Genomic DNA, 17,388 nt, shown 5'->3' on the forward strand with positions numbered 1-17,388 from the left:
CGGCGCCGACACACCGGTCAGCCGGTGATCCGCCGGGCCAGCTCCACGGCCTCGGCCAGGGTGTCCACCACCGGCACGCCGACCGGCTCCAGGTTCGCCCGGCTGTGCGAACCACCGGTGTAGAGCACGGCGTGCGCGCCGACCTGGCGGGCGGCCAGCGCGTCGTCGGCCGCGTCCCCGATCAGCACGGTGCGGGCCGGGTCCGCGGCGGGACCGAGCGCGGCCAGGTGGCGGACCAGCGAGGCGGCCTTCTGGCCGTGCGAGGGACCGGTGCGGCCGTCCACCCGCAGGAAGTGCCGCTGGATGCCGAACGACTCCACCACCGGGACCAGGCGCCGGTGCTCGTACATCGACAGCAGCGACTGGGTGTGGCCCTCGGCCGCCCAGGCGGCGAGCAGCTCGGGGACGCCCTCGGTCAGCCCGCAGTCACCGCTGAGCTCGCTGTAGTGCTGCTGGAAGGTGGCGTCCAGCCGCTCCCACTCGGCACCGCTCGGCTGGAAGCCCAGCGCCCGCTGGTAGAAGCGCGGGATCGGGATCTCGTACATCTCGCGGTACTGCTCAAGGGTCAGCGGCGCGCCGCCCACCACGGCGAATGCGGCATTGCTCGCCCCGACCACCGCCGCCATGTCATGCAGCAGGGTCCCGTTCCAGTCCCAGACGATATGAGTTCGCACCCGGGCACGGTAGCGGCTGTCACCGACAAAGGGGTGTCGGGCGGCGGACCGGAAGGTATCCGGTCCGCCGCCCGACCGGGGTCGGCGGTCGGCCCGTCAGCCGATCAGCCCGGGGATCTCCTGGGTGGCGTACCAGAGCAGTTCGTGGTCCTCGGCGCCGTCCACGCTGAACTGCGCGTCGGCGTCACCGGCGTCGGCGGCCGCGATCGCGGCCACGGCGGCGCCGACGTCCTCGAGCACCTCCTCGTCCTCGGCGTCCGCGTGCACCGCGGCGGCCTTGGCCAGCACGACCGGGCCGGCCAGCACGACCCGGCCGAGCGAGGCCTGGTCCTGGTACTCGTCACCGGTGAACGGCTGGACGGCGGCGTCCGGCACGTCCAGCGCCACCACCACCCGGCGGCGCGGCGTCCGCGGGTCGACGGCCAGCAGCCGCAGCGAGGACTGGGCTGCGCGGACCAGTGCGGCGTACTCCAGCTCCTCCAGGTCGTCGCTGACGTACCACTCGCGCAGCGCGGGGGTGACCGCGTACGCCGCGGACTGCTCCAGCGCGCCGCCTCGGTGCGCCTGGGCCAGTGCGGCCAGGGTGGTGGGCACGTAGACACGCATCGGGGCACGCTCGCTTCCTGGGGTGCTGCGGGACCTCCACAGAATACGGCCCGGACGATCACTGTCCCCCTTCGAGCGGATCGCCGGACGCATCGACGGACGGACCCGGCGGTGCGGTGGGCCCGGAGGGACTGGTCAGCGGGGTGGTCAAGCCGCCGACCGGGCGACTCGTCGGCGGGGCCGGGCGGTGCTCGGGACCCGGCCGCCGAGCACCGATAACAGAGGCAGACCGTTCCGCGAACCTGATGTGGGGGTACCGCTCATGGCCGAGACCGCGCTCCGCTCCACCACCGGCACCACTGCCGCCGCCACCGGCGGCGGCGCCGGACCGACCATCCACCGGCTGACGGGCACCCACTGCCCGGCACCGCGCCGGGTGCCGCCCCGGCGTCCCGGACCCGCCCACCGGCCGGCCCCGCCGCGCCCGCCCCGCCACCCGCGCGCCGCCTGCGACAGCTCCGGGCTGGCCCCGCGCTTCGCGCTGCGCCTGGTCGAGGTGCTGGCCGGGCTGCGCCCGGTCGGCCAGCTCGCCCGCCACACCACCCACGACGGCTACCGCCAGCTGGCCAGGCTGGCGAGCGACGGCCCGCTGCGCCGGGCCGACCGGACGACGCGCCCCCGGCTCGCCCAGGTGCACGAGTGCGCGCCCGGGCCCGGCGTGCTGGAGGTCTGCGTGCGGGTCGAGACGGGCGAGCGGCACCGGGTGGTGGCGTTCCGGCTGGAGCGGCACTGGCGCACCGAGCAGTGGCAGTGCGCCGCCGTGGAGGCCAGGTAGCAGGCGGTGAACAGCCCGCCGACGCGGCGGGGCGCCGCCCGGGTGTTCCCGAACGGCGCCCCGACCAAGCGGTCCCGCTACTTGCGGCGGCGGCCCTTGGTGGCCTTCGCGGCCTTGCGGCGCTCGGCGCGGGTCAGGCCGTCGCCCTCCGCGTCGTCCGCCATGCCGTCCTCGAAGTCGCCCTCGATCACGGTGTCGTCGCCGTCCACCATCGGCGCGGTGTAGTGCAGGCGCTGCGGCTTGGGCGCCTCCAGGCCCTTGGCCTTGATCTCCGGGCGGGCGGTCTTCTCCAGCGAGACCTCGGTCGCCTCCGAGCCCTCACCCGACGTGGCGTCCTGCACCGGGACCTCCTCGACCTGCTGCTCGACCTGGACCTCCAGGTTGAACAGGTAGCCGACGGACTCCTCCTTGATGCCCTCCATCATGGCGCCGAACATGTCGAAGCCCTCGCGCTGGTACTCGACCAGCGGGTCGCGCTGGGCCATCGCGCGCAGGCCGATGCCCTCCTGGAGGTAGTCCATCTCGTAGAGGTGCTCGCGCCAGCGGCGGTCCAGCACCGACAGCACGACCCGGCGCTCCAGCTCACGCATGACCTGCTCGCCGAGCTGGTCCTCGCGGGCGCCGTACTGCGCCTGGATGTCCTCCTGGATCACCTTGGTGAGGAAGTCGCTGGTCAGGCCGGAGGCACCGCCGGCCTCCTCCTCCAGGGTCTCCAGCTCCAGGGTCATCGGGTAGAGCTGCTTGAGCGCGGTCCAGAGCTTCTCCAGGTCCCAGTCGTCCTCGAAGCCCTCACCGGTGGCGGCGGTGACGTACGCCTCCACGGTGTCGTCCATGAAGTGGCCGATCTGCTCCTGCAGGTCCTCGCCCTCCAGCACCCGGCGGCGCTCGCCGTAGATGACCTCGCGCTGGCGGTTGAGCACCTCGTCGTACTTGAGGACGTTCTTGCGGATCTCGAAGTTCTGCTGCTCGACCTGGGTCTGCGCGGAGGCGATCGCGCGGGTGACCATCTTGGACTCGATCGGCACGTCCTCGGGGACGTTCGCCATCGACAGCACGCGCTCGACCATGCCGGCCTTGAACAGGCGCATCAGGTCGTCGCCCAGCGACAGGTAGAAGCGGGACTCGCCCGGGTCGCCCTGACGGCCGCTACGGCCGCGCAGCTGGTTGTCGATCCGGCGCGACTCGTGCCGCTCGGTGCCGAGCACGTACAGGCCACCGAGGTCCTGCACCTCCTCCTGCTCGGCCTTGACCGCCGCCTTGGCCTTCTCCAGCGCGGCCGGGAAGGCCTCCTGGTACTCCTCCGGGGTGTCCACCGGGTTCAGGCCGCGCTGCGCCAGCTCGGCGGAGGCCAGGTGGTCGGAGTTGCCGCCGAGCATGATGTCGGTGCCACGGCCGGCCATGTTGGTGGCCACGGTGACCGCGCCCTTGCGCCCGGCCTGGGCGACGATCTGCGCCTCGCGCTCGTGGTGCTTGGCGTTCAGCACCTCGTGCGGGATGCCGCGCTTGCGCAGCTCCTGGGAGAGGTACTCGGACTTCTCCACCGAAACGGTGCCGACCAGGACCGGCTGGCCCTTCTCGTGCTTCTCGGCGATGTCCTCGACCACGGCGGCGAACTTGGCCGGCTCGGACTTGTAGATCAGGTCGGGCTGGTCGATCCGCAGCGGGTTCTTGTTGGTCGGGATCGGGACCACACCGAGCTTGTAGATCTGGTGGAACTCGGCCGCCTCGGTGGTGGCGGTACCGGTCATACCGGAGAGCTTGTCGTACAGGCGGAAGAAGTTCTGCAGGGTGATGGTGGCCAGCGTCTGGTTCTCGTTCTGGACCTCCACCCCCTCCTTGGCCTCGATCGCCTGGTGCATGCCCTCGTTGTAGCGGCGGCCGGCCAGGATACGGCCGGTGTGCTCGTCAACGATCATGACCTCGCCGTTCATCACGACGTAGTCCTTGTCGTTCTTGTAGAGCTCCTTGGCCTTGATGGCGTTGTTCAGGAACCCGACGAGCGGGGTGTTCACCGACTCGTAGAGGTTGTCGATGCCCAGGTAGTCCTCGACCCGGCCGACGCCCTCCTCCAGCACGCCGACGGTGCGCTTCTTCTCGTCGACCTCGTAGTCGCGGTCGCGCTTGAGGCGCAGCACCAGCTTGGCGAAGTCGGCGTACCACTTGGTCGCCTGGTCGGCCGGGCCGGAGATGATCAGCGGGGTGCGGGCCTCGTCGATCAGGATCGAGTCGACCTCGTCGACGATCGCGAAGTTGTGGCCGCGCTGCACCAGTTCGTCCTGCGACCAGGCCATGTTGTCGCGCAGGTAGTCGAAGCCGAACTCGTTGTTGGTGCCGTACGTGATGTCCATCCCGTACTGGCGCTGGCGCTCGGCGGGCGGCATGTTGCCGAGGATCACGCCGACCTCGAGGCCGAGGAAGCGGTGCACCCGGCCCATCCACTCCGAGTCACGCTCGGCGAGGTAGTCGTTGACCGTGATCAGGTGCACGCCCTTGCCGGTGAGCGCGTTGAGATAGGCGGGCAGCGTGCCGACCAGGGTCTTGCCCTCGCCGGTGCGCATCTCGGCGACGTGGCCGAGGTGCAGGGCCGCGCCACCCATCAGCTGCACGTCGTAGTGGCGCTGGCCGAGCACGCGCTTGGCGGCCTCGCGGACCGTGGCGAAGGCCTCGGGGAGGATGTCGTCCAGGGTCTCGCCGTCGGCCAGCCGCTGCTTGTACTCGTCGGTCAGCGCACGCAGCTCGTCGTCCGTGAGGTTGACGAAGTCCTCTTCGATGGAGTTGACCTGGGCAGCAATCCGCTGCAGCTTGCGAAGGATCTTGCCCTCGCCGGCGCGCAGGATCTTGTCGAAGACGGACACTTGAGCGGGCTCCTCGCCTGGATTGGCACTGGACTGAGCAACAACTGCGCGGCGGGATCCACCCCACCGCACGGGCCATCGTATGCGAGGAGGCCAACCCGCCGGGAGGTGCGTCAGCACGCCATTCCGGTGTCACCCGTGGGGGCGGATCCCGCGATACGCGCCAGTAACGGTACAAATCGGGCATGAGAAAGTCCTTTTGCGGCCCACGGCCTGCCCGGCCGCCCGGCTGAGCACCGGCCCGCCTGTCACTCCCGGCGCCTACGCTGCCGCCATGACCGCAGCGCCACCGCCCACCCTGACCCTCAGCGCCGACCAGGCCCGGCGGATCGCCCTGCGCGCCCAGGGCCTGCTCGGCGCGCCCGACCGGCGCGCCGGGGTGCGCGGAGTGCTGCGCCACCTGGGCGCCGTGCAGTTGGACACCATCTCGGTGCTGGCCCGCTCGCACGAACTGGTCCCCTACGCCCGGCTCGGCGCGGTCGGCCGCCCGGCCGTCGAGCAGGCGCTCTGGGGCGCCCGGAGCAGCTTCGAGTACTGGTCGCACGCGGCCTGCGTGCTGCCGATCGAGGAGTGGCCGCTGTTCGCCTTCCGCCGCCGCGCCTACCGCGAGCGCGGCCACCTCTGGGGCCACCAGGTGAGCCCGCAGGCCTACCGGGGCGTGCTGGCGCGGCTGGGCGCCGAGGGCCCGCTGACCAGCACGGAGCTCGGTGGCGCGAAGAAGACCGCCGAGTGGTGGGACTGGTCCGACAGCAAGATCGCGGCGGAGCGGGCGCTGGCCTTCGGCGACGTGGTCTGCACCGAACGGCGCGGCTGGAAGCGGGTCTACGCGCTGGCCGAGCAGGCCGTGCCCGCCGAGCTCCACCGGCAGGAGCTGACCGACCAGGAGTGCCTGGCCCGCCTGGTGCGCCAGGCCGGGCAGGCCCTCGGGGTGGCCACCCGGGCCGACCTGCTGGACTACCACCGGCTCAAATCCACCCAACTGGACGCGGTGCTGGCCGAGTCGGGGCTGCAGCCGGTGGCCGTGGCCGGCTGGGGTCCCGGCGGTGGCACGGCCACCGCGCCGGCCTGGGCCGACCCGACGGCGCTGGCCGGCGAGCCGCGCGGTCGGCACCGCACCACGCTGCTCTCGCCGTTCGACTCGCTGGTCTGGGATCGCGCGCGGACCGAGCGGATCTTCGGCATGACGCACCGGTTGGAGGCCTACACGCCCAAACAGAAGCGGGTGCACGGGTACTTCGCGATGCCGCTGCTGGCCGGCGGGCGGCTGGTCGGCCGGGTCGACCCGGCCCGCGAGGGCACCGTCCTGGTGGCCCGGCAGGTCTCGCTCGACGCGCCCCGCCACCTGCCCGCGCTGGCCGAAGCGCTGCGGGAGGCGGCGAGTTGGGTGGGCTGCACCGAGGTCCGCGTCGAGGCACTGACCGTCGGGGCGACGGCCGGCGAGTCGCTGCGGCCCGCGCTGGACCGGCTCCTCGGGCCCGCCTGAGTCACCCTATTTCGAGGATCTTCTCCCGCATCGCGTAGACCACGGCCTCCATCCGGGAGTGCAGCTGCAGCTTCTCCAGGATGTTGCGCACATGGTTCTTCACGGTGTTCTCGCTGATGAACAACTCCTTGGCGATCTCCCGGTTGTTCATCCCGGTCGCCACCAGCTTGAGCACCTCCAGCTCACGGTCCGTCAGCCGTGGCGCGGGCACCAACTCACGGTCGTCGGAACGGCGCTGGATCATCGACTTGAACTCGGTCAGCAGCTTGGCCGCCATCGAGGGACTGATCTGCGACTGGCCGTCGGCGACCGCGCGGATCGCGGTGGCCACCTCGTCGGTGGAGATCTCCTTGAGCAGGTAGCCAGTGGCTCCCGCCTTGATCGCCTCGTAGAGGTCGGCCTCCTCATCGCTTATCGTCAGCATGATGATCTTGGTGCTGGGGGCCACCTCCTTGATCGCGGTACAGGCCTCGATGCCGCTGCGACGCGGCATCCGGACGTCCATCAGGATGATGTCGGGCAGCAGGTCGGCGGCCTTCAGCACCGCCTCGGCGCCGTCCCCCGCCTCGCCGACCACCTTGATGTCCGGCTCCTCGGCCAGCACGATCTCCAACCCCCGCCGGAACAGCGCGTGGTCGTCCACCACCAGGACCCGGATGGGCTCGCCGCCGCGCGGTGCGTACGCGGGCTCCAGACCGTCATCGCCGCCGCCTTCGAAACGGTCCGCCATCCGCCCTCCCCCGTCGCCGAACGCTGTGAGCCACATCATTCCACGCTCCGGGCGGCCGAATTCAACCGCCGATCAGCGGGGGTCCCTCCAACGGGCGCGTCGGACAGACGAAACCGGCGGCCGGTTCAGCACCGGCCGCCGGTTGTACCGACACAGGACCTGGCTCAAGCCTCAGCGGCGGGCCGCGGGCTCAACGGACAGCCGCGGGCTCAGCGGTCGGCCGCAGCGTTGATCGCGCCGCCGGCGCCGCCGATCTCGCCGTCCGGCTCCAGGCCGTCCGCCTTCAGGTGGATGACGCCGTAGTCGTAGCCGCGACGCCGGTAGACCACGCTGGGCAGCCCGCTGTCCTTCTCCACGAAGAGGTAGAAGTCGTGGGCCACCAGCTCCATCGCGTGCAACGCCTGGGCCAGCGTCATCGGGTGGGCCGTGTGCGTCTTCTCCCGGACCACCAGCGGCCCTTCGCCCTCGACCTCCAGCGAGGGGGCCACGGTCTTGCGCACCGGCGCCTCCTCCAACTCCTCCATGGTCGCCGTGCCGGGCAGCGACGCGATCCGCGCGGTCGCCTCCGCGACACTCAGCGGCGTGGTGCGCGCCCCGTGGTGCACCCGGCGCCGGTCGGCGGACTTGCGCAGCTGGGCGTCGAGCTTCGCCGAGGCCAGATCGAGCGCCGCGTAGGGGTCGGCGGCGGCGGCCTCGGCCCGGATCACCGGGCCACGGGTGCGGACGGTGATCTCCACCCGGTCGGACCGGTCGGCCTGACGCGGGTTGTGTTCCTTGGACACCTCGACGTCAAGGCTGATCACCTTGCCGTCGAACCTCTGGACCTTCTCCAGCTTCTCGGCCACGTGCTCGCGGAACCTCTGGGGCACCTCGGTCTTGCGGCCCTTGACGACGATGTCCACGCAGAACTCCGATCCCTCGTGCTGACGCCGATCCGGACTACCGGACCGGACTGAGACCCAGCCTGACCAGCCGTACTACCGCCGGACCCACCGCCCGGCCACCGGCCGGGCGGGCTGGGCCTTCACCCACTTCCTCCCCAACGGAGGCGCTTGAAACCCCTTGGAGCCTCATCAGACACCCCGGGCGGGCTTTTCGCCTCCGCAGTGGAGGCTAGGCGGAGCGGGTTCCGGCCAGACAGCTGTTCACCCCTGTCTACCCTCTATCGAGTGAAGTGAGGGTAAATATCTGGACAACTCCGCCCAGACGGACCACCCTGGCCCCACCACACAGCGTCACCGAGTCACCGGGAGGGGTCGTGTCGGCGCTCCTGCTCGATCTGCTGCTGCCCACCGCCTGCGCCGGCTGCGGCGAACCTGGCGGCGACCTCTGCGCCGCCTGCCGCGCCCTGCTCGACGGGCTGCGCGGGCAGCCGGCCGGGCCCGATCCGGCGCCGCCCGGCCTGCCGCCGCTGTACTCCTGCGCCGTCTACCGGGATCCGCTGCGCCGGCTGCTGATCGCGCACAAGGAGCGCGGCGCGCTGCGGCTGGTCGGCCCGCTCGGCGCGGTGCTCGCCGAGGCGGTCCACGCGGCCCTGGCCGCCGATCAGGCCGTCCCGACCGTCCAGACCGGCCCGGCCGGCCGCGCCGCCGGCCGCCCCGTGCTGCTGGTGCCCGTCCCGTCCGCCCGCCACGCCGTACGGGCCCGCGGCCACGACGCGACCAGGCGGCTGGCCCGGGCCGCCGCCCGCCGGCTCAGCCGGGCCGGACTGCCCTGCCGGGTCGCCCCGGTGCTGCGCCAGCACCACCGGGTCGCCGACCAGGCCGGCCTCGGCGCCGAGCAGCGGCAGGCCAACCTGCACCAGGCGCTGTCCGTCCCGCCGCTCGTCCGCCAGGCACTCAACGGCCGTCAACTGATCCTGGTGGACGACCTGGTGACCACCGGCGCCAGCCTCGGCGAGGCGGCCCGAGCGCTCCGCGCGGCCGGCGCGCCACCGCTGGCCGCCGCCACGGTGGCCGCCACCGCCCGCCGCGAGCAGCCACCCCACACCGCGGCGCCGCACGAACCGGCGCCCCACGACCCGACGACGTCGACGCCCGATGAGCCGGGGGCTCACGCCGGTGCCCCGCGCGCGGTGCACCGGCGCAACCGCCGCCGGCTGCCGGCCTGGCCCCCGCCCGGTCAGCCCGGGTAGGCGGGCAGCACGGCGCCGCTGTGGTTGTACGCCCGCCACTGCGGCGGAGCGGTGCCGAAGAGCGAGTAGATGGTGTCCTGCTCCTTGGGGTCCTGCTCCTTGGAGTCGGCGAGCACCTGGTCGGCGTGGTCCTCCGAGGCGGCCACCACGGTCATCCCGTCCACCGCCTGCAGCGCGTTGTCCGTGCCGCTGCCCGAGCCGTCGGTCGGCACGTAGTGCAGCTGCTGCACCCCGTCGCTCTCCTTGCCGAGTGCCAGCAGCATGTCCGGATCGGCCCAGGAGACCGAGGTGACGTCGGCGAGCTGCGGTGCGATCGCCCGCACGTCGGTGATCGCGGCGCCCGACTGCGCGCCGGCGACGCGCACCACCAGCCCGAGCGCCAGACTGCACGTCTTGGTCGAGGGGTCGAGGAGCAGCAGCGCCGCCCTGGTGCCGTCGGAGGAGAGCCGGATGGTCTCCACCGTCCGCCCGTCCGGCAGGTCCACCGGGACGGTGGAGCGGCTGCTTCCCCGGATCAGCCAGACCTGCGGGTTCGCCGGATCGCGGTCCACCACCCAGAGTCCGCCGAAGCCGTCCCAGCTGGGCGAGCCGAGCCCCTGGTCGGGGCTCGGCGCCCGGCTGGTGACCAGCGCGCCGCCGAGCTGCTTGGCGCTGTCGTCCAGCGCCGCCTCGTAGAGCCCCTTGCCGTCGGTGCTGACCACCGCGGCGGCCCGCCCGTCGCGTCGGACGGCGAACGATCCCAGCTGCCCGCCGGCCGGCCGCAGCGCGGGGGGCACGGTGGCGGTCCCGAGCACGCCGGGCACCGGGGTGTTGTTGTCCAGCCGGATCAGCTGCCCGGTGTCCGCGTTGCGCGCGTACGGCAGGCCGCCGCCGTTGGCCGCCGAGGTCAGGCTGCCCGGCGCCCAGGAGAGCAGCCTGGCCTGCCCGGAACTGAGGTCGCAGGCGCCGCGCTTGGCGGTCAGCGTCACCTTTTCGACGGAGCCGGGGCCGCTCAGGCTGACCAGGGTGAAGTAGAGCTGCGCCGCCATCTGGTCGCACTGCGCCTGGCTGGTCTGGAAGTTGACGCCGTCGATCTGCAGTTTGTAGGAACCGGTGGCGTCGGCGGTGACGGTGGCGGCCGGGCTGGTGCCGTCGAAGGCCGAGCGGACGGCGGGCTTGAGCCAGTCGGAGGGGCCCTCGGCCAGGGCCGCGGCCGCGGCGGAGGCCGGGTCTATTCGGCGCCGCACGAAGATCGGGTCGGGCACCAGCACCGACTGGTCGGCGCCCGGCGAACCCGGCGGCAGCGACGGGTCCGGAACGGTGAAGAAGTAGCGGTCCGCCTGCTGGTAGGCGTTGCGGAAGTTGGTCTGGTTGAGGATCAGCACCGGCGGCAGGTCGCTGATCCGCCACTGCGCCTTGGTGGCCGCGTCCTTGGAGTCCTTGCCGGTGTCCTTGGCCACGTTGATCAGGCTGAAGCTGGCGGAGTAGTGCGGATCGCTGGTGGCCCGGTAGGTGTGCTTGCCGTCCAGCGAGGCGATCTCCTGCGACTGGAGCACCACCGTGGCATGGTCGGGGTCGCCGTCACCGGACGACGAGTCCGGGTTGGTGGCCGCGAGGATCACCGCGCCGGTGTCGGGCTGCCACTTCTTGACCGCCTCGGGGGTCAGGTACTCCCGCGCGGTCTGATAGTCGTGCTCGTCCGCGATCGAGGCGTCCAGGAAGTTCTGCAGCACCTGGCGCGGCGACTGCCCGTCCCGCGGCGGCACCGGGATGACCCGGACCTGGACGCCCTGAGCCGCGCCCGAGGGCGGGTCGACCGGCTCGGGCGGACCACTGTCCGGCATCGTGGCGCAGCCCGCCGTGACCAGCACGGTCAGCGCGACCAGCCCGCTCCCCGCCCAGCGCCGACTAGTCCTGCTGCTCCCCACCCCGCGCCCCCTTAGCGCTCGTCCCGTCGGCGCCGCGCGCCGATTCGCCACCCGGTTCAGCATCCTGCGGCCGCAGCCGCCCGGGGTCCACCACCACCTGGGCACCGGTGGCACCGTACCCGCCGCCCGCCGCCCGCACGTCGGACGGGTCGGCGACGACCGGGGACTGCGGCAGCCGGCGGCCGAGCCCCGCCCCGCCGATGCTCAGCACGCCGCCGAGCCCGGGACCGAGCCCGCCGCCCGCACCACCCGGGGTCTCCGGGATCACCGTCGGCTCGCCACTGGCCGTCAGCGCGGTCGCCCCGGCCGGCAGCGCCCGTCGGTACGGGGTGCCCTGCGCGCGCAGGCCGCGGTTGTAGCGCGAGTCCTCCGGCTCCAGCCGGAACGGCGCCCGGCCGATCTCGCCGCCACGGGTGCGCGGCAGGGTGAGCCGGAAGTGCGAGCCGCCCCCGGGCTCGCCCCAGGCCTGCAGCCAGCCGCCGTGCAGGTGGGCGTCCTCCACCGCGATCGACAGGCCCAGGCCGGTACCGCCGGTGGTCCGCACCCGGGACGGGTCGGCCCGCCAGAACCGGTGGAAGACCCGGGAGGCCTCGCCGGGCTTGAGCCCGATGCCGTAGTCCCGCACGCCGACCGCGACCGCGCCGTCGGCCGAGCCGAGCCGCACGACCACGTCCCGGCCCTCGCCGTGCTCCAGCGCGTTGACCACCAGGTTGCGCAGGATCCGCTCGATCCGGCGCGGGTCGACCTCGGCCACCACCGGCTCATCGGCCCCGCGCAGCAGCACCGCGCTGCCCTTGAGCCGGGCCAGCGGATCGGCCGCCTCGACCACCCGGTGCACGATGTCGCGCAGGTCCACCGGCTCGGCGTCCAGCACCGCGGCGCCCGCGTCGAACCTGCTGATCTCCAGCAGGTCGGCGAGCAGCGACTCGAAGCGGTCCAGCTGGCCCTGCAGCAGCTCGGCCGAGCGGGCCGCCATCGGATCCAGGTCCTCGCGGCTGTCGTAGATCAGGTCGGCGGCCATCCGCACGGTGGTCAGCGGGGTGCGCAGCTCGTGCGAGACGTCCGAGACGAACCGCCGCTGCACCCGGGAGAGTTCCTCCAGCTGCCGGATCTGGGTCTGCAACGCGTCGGCCATCCGGTTGAAGGATTCGCCGAGCCGGGCGATGTCGTCGGTGCCGGTGACCTTCATCCGCTCTTCGAGGTGGCCGTCCGCCAGCCGCTCGGCGATCCCGGCGGCCATCCGCACCGGGGTGACCACCTGGCGCACCACCAGCCAGGCGGTGCAGCTGACCAGGATCACGATGAAGACGCCGGCGGTGGCCACCGTGCCGGTGACCAGGCTCAGCGTGTTGTCCTCCTGGGCGAAGGAGAACGCGAAGTAGAGCTGGTACTTCACGTTGTCCGGCCCGTTCAGCTGCCGGCCGATCACCAGACCCGGCTCGGAGTGCGCCTGGGCTCCGACGCCCCGGTGGATCGTGGTGGTCTGCTCGTGCGGGACGCTCGGGTCCTGCGCGACCTGCGCCTCCAGCTCCTGCGAGATGCTGCTGTAGCTCACGTCGCCCGAGGCCCGGATCACGCTCGGCGGCGCACCGTCGTCGGAGGGCCGCAGGCCGATCACCGAGTAGACGCCCTGCCCGCCGCTGGCCAGGTTGGCGACCTGGTCGGAGATCCAGGTGCCGGGCTCGCTCGGGCTCGGGTCGCCGCCGGCCGCGCCGGCCTTGGCCCGCTGCTCGTTGAGCGCGTCGCTCTGCTGCTGCGCGGTGACGAAGGCGCCGCTGGCCTGGTTCTCGGCGGCGTGCTTCTTGGTGTCCAGCAGCCCGGTGCGGACCTGCGCCATCACCACCACGCCGAGCACCACCACCAGCGCGACCGAGAGCAGCATGGTGGCCGCCACCACGCGCAGCTGGATCGAACGCCGGTACAGCGCGGACGTCCGCAGGAACGGGCTGCGCAGCCGACGTGCGAGCAGCCCCAGCGGGGAGCCCGACCGCCCCATGGCGGCGGCCTCCCCGTACTGCTCCTCCCCGTCAACGGCCGGGCCGGACGGGGAGGGGTGAACCTGGTGCGTCACGTCAGCTGGGTCCGGCCTTGTAACCGACGCCACGCACGGTGACCACGATCTCCGGGCGCTCCGGGTCCTTCTCGATCTTCGAGCGCAGGCGCTGCACGTGCACGTTCACCAGCCGGGTGTCGGCGGCGTGCCGGTAGCCCCAGACCTGCTCCAGCAGCACCTCGCGGGTGAACACCTGCCAGGGCTTGCGGGCCAGCGCGACCAGCAGGTCGAACTCCAGCGGGGTGAGCGGGATACCCCGCCCGTCCCGCTTGACCGAGTGTCCGGCCACGTCGATCACCAGATCGCCGATGGTCAGCTGCTCCGGCGTGGGCTCCTCGGCCCGGCGCAGCCGGGCCCGGACCCGCGCCACCAGCTCCTTGGGCTTGAACGGCTTGACCACGTAGTCGTCGGCGCCGGACTCCAGGCCCACCACGATGTCGACCGTGTCGGTCTTCGCGGTGAGCATCACGATCGGCACCCCGGACTCGGACCTGATCTGCCGGCAGACGTCGATCCCGTCGCGTCCGGGCAGCATCAGATCGAGCAGCACCAGATCCGGCTTGGTCTCGCGGAACGCGGCGAGCGCCTTGTCCCCGTCCGCGACGAAATACGGCTCAAAACCCTCACCACGCAGCACAATGCCGAGCATCTCGGCGAGTGCGGTGTCGTCATCTACGACGAGGACGCGACCTTTCATGCGCCCATCCTCTCATTACCGGATTGTGACCTGCCGCACACCCGTGCCCATTGCCCGGCCGATCCACCGGCATTACCGCCCATATCCACCCAAACTCCAAAGTTCCTCGGCCCCGCCGACCCCGTTGTCGATCAGCAACCAGGCGCCCCTGGGGCGCCTGCCGCCACCATGGCACGATGGGCGGCACGAATTGCGCCGCACCACCATCCTGGGGCACCGCCCCGCGCCGAGGAGCAGTGATGACCGACACTCCGGGCTGGGTCTCCCCCAGCGCCTCCGGGACCGATCCCGAGGACGTCCGGCCGTCGGCCACCGCTCCCGCACCGGCCATCCCCGGACCGGCCGCGCCGAGCGATGCCGTGGCCGACGGGGTCGCGCCCGGCGACCTTACGCCCGGTGAGGCGGCACCGGTCGCCGCCGCCTCACCTGCCTCACCCGCCGCGCCTGCCGCGCCCCTCGCCCCGAGCGCCCCCGCCGCGCCGCCGTACCCCGGCGCCTACGGCCAGGCCCCCGCCGCCCCGACCCCGCCGCCCGCCCAGGGCTGGGGCGGCGCCCAGCCCGGCTGGGGAGCGCAGGCCGGCTGGGGCCAGCAGAACGGCGCGGGCTGGGGCTTCCCGCCGCCCAGTCCGAAGCCCGGCGTGATCCCGCTGCGCCCGCTGGGCGTCGGCGAGATCCTGGACGGCTCGATCTCCACCGTCCGCAAGCACTGGCGCACCGCCCTCGGGCTCTCCCTGGTGGTCGCCGTGCTCAGCCAGATCGTCCTGGGCCTGGTCGACTGGTGGAGCCAGCACGACGCGCAGAGCGCCACCACCCTGGTCGTCGCCTGCGTGGGCCTGCTGGTCAGCGCGGTGGCCGGACTGGTGATGAGCGCGCTGCTGACCGTGGTGGTCAGCCGGGCCGTCCTGGGCGAAGCCGTCTCGGTGGGCGAGGCCTGGCGGTCCGCCCGCCCGCAGCTGTGGCGGCTGGCCGGTCTGAGCGCGCTGATCTTCCTGATCATGCTCGGCATCTTCGCGGCCGCCGTGGTGCCGGCCGTCGTGGTCGGTCTGGCCACCGGCAGCAGTGACGACGCCGCGATGGTCGCACTCCCGCTGCTGCTGGCCGCGTTCGTCGTCGCGATCCGGACCTACTTCCGACTCAGCCTGGCCGCCCCGGCCCTGATGCTGGAACGGCAGGGCATCAAGGCCGCGCTCTCCCGCTCCCGCAAGCTGGTGCACGGCTCCTGGTGGCGGATCTTCGGGATCAGCGTGCTCAGCCTGGTGCTGACCGCCATCCTCGCCTCGATGGTCGGTATCCCGTTCCGGATCCTGGCCGGTCTGGTGAGCGGCTCGATGATCAGCGGGCTGGGCGGCGACCCGAGCCACCCGCAGTCGGTCCTCGCCCTGGTGGTGGTCGGGATCGGCGGGGTGATCGGCTCGATGATCACCGCCCCGGTCCAGGCCGGGGTCAACGTCCTGCTCTACGTCGACCAGCGGATCCGCCGCGAGGCCCTCGACCTCGAGCTGGCCCGCGCGGCCGGCCTGCCCGAGTACGGCGGCACCGGCTGGGCGCGCCAGGGCGGCGGGGCGGCCTGACCCGATGCCGACCTGGGGGGACTGGGTCACGGCGGCCGGCGCTCCCGTGACCACACCGCGCGACGCGGCCCGCGAAGCCGCGCGCGAGGAACTGCTCAAGCCCGAGTACCACCGGCAGGACCCGAGCCTGCTGCAGCGGATCAGCAGCTGGCTCTGGGGACAGCTGGACCACCTGCTCGGCCGGCTCGGCAGCACCGCCACCAGCGGGACCACCGGGCTGATCCTCTTTCTGGTGATCGCGCTGCTGATCGGCGCCGCGCTCTGGTGGCGGCTCGGCCGCCCCGGCCGGTCCGCGACCAGCGCCACCACACTGTTCGGTGCCGACCGGCCGCGCACCGCGGACCAGCACCGCTCGGCTGCCCAACGGCACGCCGCCGAGGGCGACTTCGCCGGCGCCGTCCGCGAGCAGATGCGCGCCCTGGTCCGCTCCCTGGAGGAACGCGCCCTGCTCGACCAGCGCCCGGGCCGCACCGCCGACGAGGCAGCCGCCGAGGCCGGCCACCAGCTGCCGCAGCACGCGGCCGCACTGCGCGAAGCCGCCCGGCTCTTCGACGACATCGCCTTCGGCGAGCGGGCCGCCGACCAGGCCGCCTACCGGCAACTCGCCGACCTGGACCAGGCCCTGCGGCAGACCCGCCCCGCCGCGCTGAGCCCGGCGGGCACCGGATGACCACTCCCGTCGCCGCCAAGGCGCCCGCACCGGTCGGCAGTCTGACCCCGACCCTGCGTCAACTCTGGTACCGGACGCGCTGGTTCCTGGCAGCCGCCGCCGTCCTGCTGATCGTCGGCCTGCTGATCGCCGGGCTCGGCGACAGCACCGCCTACCCCTCGCTCGACCCCCGCTCCGCCGCCCCGGACGGCGCCAAGGCCACCGCCCAACTGCTGCGCGCCCAGGGCATCACGGTCGACACCACCGCCGATGCCGACCAACTCTCGGCTCCGGCCGGCGCCGACACCGTCGTGCTGCCGCTGCCCGACCTGCTGACGGACGACCAGCTGCGCGCGGTGGCCGCCGCCGGCCACCGCCGCCTGGTGCTGATCTCCCCCGACAGCACCGCGCTCGATCTGCTGGCCCCCGGCGTGCACACCGCCGACACCGCCGACCTGCCCCTGACCATCACCTCCGCGAGCGCCGCTCCGCAGTGCGACCTGCCCGAAGCGCAGCGGGCCGGCAGCGCCGAGCTCGGCGGCCGGCTCTACCGGGTCGACAGCGACAGCACGGCCACCGGCGCCGAGGTCACCGGCTGCTACCCGCGCGAGGGCTACCCCGCGCTGGCCCGCACCAGCACCGGCCAGGACACCGAGGTGATCGTGGTCGGCTCCGGGCGCTTCCTGACCAACCAGCGGCTGGCCCACGACGGCAACGCCGCGCTCGCCCTCGGCCTGCTCGGCTCCCAGCCCCGCCTCACCTGGTACCTGCCCGACTACCAGGCACTGCCCGCGAGCGACGGCACCCCGCAGAAGTCGTTCACCGACCTGATCCCGGACGGCTGGCGCTGGGCCGCCCTGCAACTGGCCGTCGCCACCGTGCTGGCCGCCCTCTGGCGGGCCCGCCGGCTCGGACCGGTGGTCAGCGAGCAGCTCCCGGTGGTGGTCCGCGCCGCCGAGACCACCGAGGGCCGGGCCCGGCTCTACCACCGTGCCAAGGCCCGTGACCGGGCCGCCGACGCGCTGCGCCACGCCGCCCGGCACCGGCTGGCCCCCGTCCTCGGCGTGCCGCTCGGCACCGGCGAACCGGACGGCACCGCCCTGCTCGCCGCCCTGGGCGACCGGCTGGCCGGCAACCGCGAGCCCGGCGAACTCCGCGGCCTGCTCTACGGTCCGCCACCCACCGACGACGCCGCGCTGCTGCGGCTCGCCGACGACCTCGATGCCCTGGAAAGGCAGGTACGACAGCCGTGAC

General features: G+C 73.2%; 14 protein-coding genes. 6 read left to right on the forward strand and 8 right to left on the reverse strand.

Features of this window, described 5'->3' with window-relative positions; translation table 11 throughout:
* Positions 1–17 precede the first annotated feature (17 nt).
* Together OG403_RS14210 and OG403_RS14215 are read right to left on the reverse strand one after the other, a co-directional pair.
* Positions 18–674: an HAD family hydrolase gene (locus OG403_RS14210; protein WP_329564607.1), complete on the reverse strand. Its 657-nt coding sequence runs from the start codon at positions 672–674 to the stop codon at positions 18–20.
* Positions 675–770: 96 nt separating this feature from the next.
* Positions 771–1,280 (reverse strand): DUF6912 family protein, encoded by a 510-nt coding sequence (locus tag OG403_RS14215; protein ID WP_329564608.1) that lies wholly within the window; start codon positions 1,278–1,280, stop codon positions 771–773.
* A gap of 262 nt (positions 1,281–1,542) precedes the next feature.
* Between OG403_RS14215 and OG403_RS14220 the strand changes: the two genes are divergently transcribed.
* Complete coding sequence (locus tag OG403_RS14220; protein ID WP_329564609.1) at positions 1,543–2,055, forward strand: Rv3235 family protein; 513 nt, start codon at positions 1,543–1,545, stop codon at positions 2,053–2,055.
* A gap of 77 nt (positions 2,056–2,132) precedes the next feature.
* Here the strand turns inward: OG403_RS14220 and secA are convergent, their stop codons facing one another.
* Positions 2,133–4,910 (reverse strand): preprotein translocase subunit SecA, encoded by a 2,778-nt coding sequence (secA, locus tag OG403_RS14225; protein WP_329564610.1) that lies wholly within the window; start codon positions 4,908–4,910, stop codon positions 2,133–2,135.
* 274 nt (positions 4,911–5,184) lie between these two features.
* Here secA and OG403_RS14230 point away from each other — a divergent pair, with 274 nt between their 5' ends.
* Positions 5,185–6,393: a winged helix-turn-helix domain-containing protein gene (locus OG403_RS14230; RefSeq protein WP_329564611.1), complete on the forward strand. Its 1,209-nt coding sequence runs from the start codon at positions 5,185–5,187 to the stop codon at positions 6,391–6,393.
* 1 nt (position 6,394) lies between these two features.
* Here the strand turns inward: OG403_RS14230 and OG403_RS14235 are convergent, their stop codons facing one another.
* Positions 6,395–7,159, reverse strand: coding sequence for a response regulator (locus OG403_RS14235; protein ID WP_442911064.1), 765 nt, complete (start codon positions 7,157–7,159; stop codon positions 6,395–6,397).
* A gap of 173 nt (positions 7,160–7,332) precedes the next feature.
* The gene (gene hpf, locus OG403_RS14240) at positions 7,333–8,025 is read right to left on the reverse strand and encodes a ribosome hibernation-promoting factor, HPF/YfiA family (protein ID WP_329564613.1); all 693 of its coding nucleotides are present in this window, start codon (positions 8,023–8,025) and stop codon (positions 7,333–7,335) included.
* 356 nt (positions 8,026–8,381) lie between these two features.
* On the opposite strand from hpf, the gene OG403_RS14245 reads away from it, so the two are divergent.
* The gene (locus OG403_RS14245; RefSeq protein ID WP_329564614.1) at positions 8,382–9,257 is read left to right on the forward strand and encodes a ComF family protein; all 876 of its coding nucleotides are present in this window, start codon (positions 8,382–8,384) and stop codon (positions 9,255–9,257) included.
* Here OG403_RS14245 and OG403_RS14250 read toward each other — a convergent pair.
* The 3 genes from OG403_RS14250 to mtrA are packed head-to-tail and all read right to left on the reverse strand — an operon-like array spanning position 9,245 to position 13,914.
* Positions 9,245–11,164: an LpqB family beta-propeller domain-containing protein gene (locus OG403_RS14250; protein WP_329564615.1), complete on the reverse strand. Its 1,920-nt coding sequence runs from the start codon at positions 11,162–11,164 to the stop codon at positions 9,245–9,247. The genes OG403_RS14245 and OG403_RS14250 overlap by 13 nt on opposite strands.
* Positions 11,145–13,235 carry an MtrAB system histidine kinase MtrB gene (gene mtrB / locus OG403_RS14255; protein WP_442910914.1) on the reverse strand — a complete coding sequence of 697 codons (2,091 nt, stop codon included), beginning with the start codon at positions 13,233–13,235 and terminating at the stop codon, positions 11,145–11,147. Before mtrB ends, OG403_RS14250 begins: the two co-directional genes overlap by 20 nt.
* A 1-nt stretch (position 13,236) precedes the next feature.
* Positions 13,237–13,914: an MtrAB system response regulator MtrA gene (mtrA, locus tag OG403_RS14260; protein ID WP_035848644.1), complete on the reverse strand. Its 678-nt coding sequence runs from the start codon at positions 13,912–13,914 to the stop codon at positions 13,237–13,239.
* A 239-nt stretch (positions 13,915–14,153) separates the two neighbouring features.
* On the opposite strand from mtrA, the gene OG403_RS14265 reads away from it, so the two are divergent.
* From OG403_RS14265 to OG403_RS14275, 3 genes are read left to right on the forward strand one after another with little or no spacing between them, the layout of a single operon-like run.
* Entirely contained in the window at positions 14,154–15,485 is a 1,332-nt protein-coding gene (locus OG403_RS14265) for a DUF7544 domain-containing protein (protein WP_329564617.1), read from the forward strand.
* A gap of 4 nt (positions 15,486–15,489) precedes the next feature.
* Positions 15,490–16,155 carry a DUF4129 domain-containing protein gene (locus OG403_RS14270; protein WP_329564618.1) on the forward strand — a complete coding sequence of 222 codons (666 nt, stop codon included), beginning with the start codon at positions 15,490–15,492 and terminating at the stop codon, positions 16,153–16,155.
* Positions 16,152–17,387, forward strand: coding sequence for a DUF4350 domain-containing protein (locus tag OG403_RS14275; RefSeq protein ID WP_329564619.1), 1,236 nt, complete (start codon positions 16,152–16,154; stop codon positions 17,385–17,387). The genes OG403_RS14270 and OG403_RS14275 overlap by 4 nt, the downstream gene beginning before the upstream one ends.
* The last annotated feature ends 1 nt before the right edge of the window (position 17,388 follow it).

The organism is Kitasatospora sp. NBC_01266 (assembly GCF_036242395.1).
Lineage (GTDB): Bacteria > Actinomycetota > Actinomycetes > Streptomycetales > Streptomycetaceae > Kitasatospora.

What these genes read in the sequence shown, in the direction of transcription:
- OG403_RS14215 (WP_329564608.1), bottom strand. Translation starts at nt 1,280, where the DNA reads ATGCGTGTCTACGTGCCCACCACCCTGGCCGCACTGGCCCAGGCGCAC.
- OG403_RS14220 (WP_329564609.1), top strand. Translation starts at nt 1,543, where the DNA reads ATGGCCGAGACCGCGCTCCGCTCCACCACCGGCACCACTGCCGCCGCC.
- OG403_RS14230 (WP_329564611.1), top strand. Translation starts at nt 5,185, where the DNA reads ATGACCGCAGCGCCACCGCCCACCCTGACCCTCAGCGCCGACCAGGCC.
- OG403_RS14235 (WP_442911064.1), bottom strand. Translation starts at nt 7,159, where the DNA reads ATGTGGCTCACAGCGTTCGGCGACGGGGGAGGGCGGATGGCGGACCGT.
- mtrA (WP_035848644.1), bottom strand. Translation starts at nt 13,914, where the DNA reads ATGAAAGGTCGCGTCCTCGTCGTAGATGACGACACCGCACTCGCCGAG.
- OG403_RS14265 (WP_329564617.1), top strand. Translation starts at nt 14,154, where the DNA reads ATGACCGACACTCCGGGCTGGGTCTCCCCCAGCGCCTCCGGGACCGAT.
- OG403_RS14270 (WP_329564618.1), top strand. Translation starts at nt 15,490, where the DNA reads ATGCCGACCTGGGGGGACTGGGTCACGGCGGCCGGCGCTCCCGTGACC.
- OG403_RS14275 (WP_329564619.1), top strand. Translation starts at nt 16,152, where the DNA reads ATGACCACTCCCGTCGCCGCCAAGGCGCCCGCACCGGTCGGCAGTCTG.